The 2,671-nt window shown below is 70.7% G+C and carries 3 protein-coding genes; 2 read left to right on the top strand and 1 reads right to left on the bottom strand.

The window, feature by feature from the left end; all coding sequences use genetic code 11:
* Positions 1 to 691 (bottom strand): amino acid permease (locus AB0G02_RS34600; protein ID WP_360802945.1); only part of this gene is annotated, 691 nt, incomplete at its 3' end.
* 176 nt (positions 692 to 867) lie between these two features.
* Between AB0G02_RS34600 and AB0G02_RS34605 the strand changes: the two genes are divergently transcribed.
* Together AB0G02_RS34605 and AB0G02_RS34610 are read left to right on the top strand one after the other, a co-directional pair.
* Entirely contained in the window at positions 868 to 2,208 is a 1,341-nt protein-coding gene (locus tag AB0G02_RS34605) for a glutamine synthetase family protein (protein ID WP_360802948.1), read from the top strand.
* On the top strand, positions 2,189 to 2,671 hold a 483-nt coding region (locus AB0G02_RS34610), incomplete at its 3' end, for a gamma-glutamyl-gamma-aminobutyrate hydrolase family protein (RefSeq protein ID WP_360802951.1). The genes AB0G02_RS34605 and AB0G02_RS34610, both read left to right, overlap by 20 nt.

Consider the following 2,671-nt stretch of genomic DNA (forward strand, 5'->3'; position numbering starts at 1 on the left):
CCTCGGCCGCCAGCGGCACGCCCTCGACCGCGAGGAAGAACCAGATGGCGTAGACCAGCGCGCCGAGCGCACCGGTCAGCCCGAACGGCAGGAAGCCGCCGTCACCGACGTCGAACAGCTTGGCCGAGTCGAACTTCGGGATCATCCCGGCGACGAACGCGATCAGCGCCACCACCGCCACCCCGGTGATGACGAACATCAGCCGCAGCGCCTCGCCCACGCCGTACAGGTGCACGCCCACGAAGATCGCGTAGCAGACCAGGTACACCGGCCACGAGCTGGTGAGCCCGAACAGGCCGAGCGCCTGGACGTAGTCCCCGATGAACACGACGATCGCCGCCGGCGCGATGGCGTACTCGACCAGGATCGCGATGCCCGTGGCGAAACCGCCCAGCGGCCCCAGCGCCCGCCGCGCGAAGCCGTACCCGGCGCCGGCGACGGGCAGCGCGGCGGCCAGCTCCGCCAGGCCGAACACCATGCACGTGTACATGGCGCCCATCAGGACCGTGGCGACCAGCAGGCCGCCCCACCCGCCTTGCGCGAGCCCGAAGTTCCACCCGGCGAAGTCGCCGGAGATGACGTAGGAGACCCCCAGGCCCGCCAGCAGCACCCATCCCGCGGCGCCGCGCTTGAGCTGCCGGTGCTCCAGGTAGTCGCTGCCCACCTTCTCGTACTCGACGTGTTTGGCCATCTGCGCTCCTAATGGGTAAGTCGCGCTCCTTTGAGTGGAGAGTGGCGTGGGTCACCGGATCGTGTCAACAGGCGCACGACCGCAGAAGCGACCGGATCGGGTGTGGCGGGCTTCACTCGAAGGTGTCAGGATGAAGCGTCCAATGGCTCGCTGTCATACCTTTGGAGGTACTGCGGATGCTCGCCGTGGAGGAGTTGCGCGTGCTCGTGGACGCCGGGAAGATCGACACGGTGCTGGTCGCCGTCGTCGACATGCAGGGTCGCCTCCAGGGCAAGCGCTGCGCCGCGCGCTACTTCCTCGACGAGGTGCTGGGGCACTCCGCCGAGGGCTGCAACTACCTGCTGGCCGTCGACGTGGAGATGAACACCGTCGCCGGCTACACCATGTCGTCGTGGGACAGCGGCTACGGCGACTTCGTGATGAAGCCGGACCTGTCCACGCTGCGCCGCCTGCCGTGGCACGAGGGCACCGCGCTGGTCATGTGCGACCTGGTCTGGGAGGACGGCGAGCCGGTGGTGGCCTCGCCGCGGCAGATCCTCCAGCGCCAGCTCGACCGGCTGGCCGAGCGCGGGCTGCGCGCGTTCGTCGGCACGGAGCTGGAGTTCATCGTCTTCGACAACACCTACGAGGACGCCTGGGACCGCGGCTACCGCGGGCTCACGCCGGCCAACCAGTACAACGTCGACTACTCGCTGCTGGGCACCGCGCGCATCGAGCCGCTGCTGCGCGCCATCCGCAACCACATGGCGGGCGCGGGCATGGTCGTCGAGTCGGCCAAGGGCGAGTGCAACCCCGGCCAGCACGAGATCGCGTTCCGCTACACCGAGGCGCTGGCGACGTGCGACAACCACAGCATCTACAAGACCGGGGCCAAGGAGATCGCGGCGCAGCAGGGCAAGGCGCTGACGTTCATGGCCAAGTACAACGAGCGCGAGGGCAGCTCCTGCCACATCCACCTCAGCCTGCGCTCGGCCGACGGCGACCCGGTGTTCGCCGAGGGGCGCGGCATGTCGACGCTCATGGAGCACTTCCTGGCCGGCCAGCTGGCCGGGTTGCGCGAGCTGACCTACTTCCTCGCGCCGAACATCAACTCCTACAAGCGGTTCGTGCCGGGCAGCTTCGCGCCGACCGCGGTCGCCTGGGGCAAGGACAACCGGACGTGCGCGCTGCGCGTCGTCGGCCACGGCCACGGGCTGCGGTTCGAGAACCGGGTGCCCGGCGCCGACGTCAACCCGTACCTGGCGGTCGCCGCGCTGATCGCGGCCGGTCTGCACGGCGTGGACAACGAGCTGCCGCTGGAGGCGGAGTTCGTCGGCAACGCCTACGGCTCCGACCGGCCCACCGTGCCCACCACGCTGCGCGACGCCGCGTCCCTGCTGTCCAAGAGCGAGCTCGCGCGCGAGGCGTTCGGCCAGGAGGTGGGCGACCACTACCTGAACGCGGCCCGGGTGGAGCTGGCCGCGTTCGACTCGTCGGTGACGGACTGGGAGCGCATCCGTGGTTTCGAACGGCTCTAGGGCACGACCGCTGATCGGCGTCAGCACCTACCTGGAACGGGTGCGGTTCGGCGTCTGGGACGTCGAGGCGGCCGTGCTGCACCGCGACTACCTCGACTCGGTGGTGCGCGCGGGCGGCAACCCGGTGCTGCTGCCGCCGGTCGGCACGTGGGACGCCGACAGCGTCGCCTTCCTCGACGGACTGGTGCTGGCGGGCGGCGCGGACGTCGACCCGGCGCTGTACGGGCGGCCGCGCGACCCGCGCACCGGACCGGCACGTCCCGAGCGCGACGCGGTGGAGCTGGACCTGACCCGCACGGCGCTGAAGCTGGACCTGCCGCTGCTCGCCGTGTGCCGGGGCATGCAGCTGCTCAACGTGGCGCTGGGCGGCACGCTGGTCCAGCACGTCGACGGCCACAACCCGGCGCCCGGCGTGTACGAGCACACCGGGATCGCGGTCGCGCCCGGTTCGGCGCTGGCCGGG

The organism is Actinosynnema sp. NPDC023658, from assembly GCF_040639995.1.
Classification (GTDB): domain Bacteria; phylum Actinomycetota; class Actinomycetes; order Mycobacteriales; family Pseudonocardiaceae; genus Actinosynnema.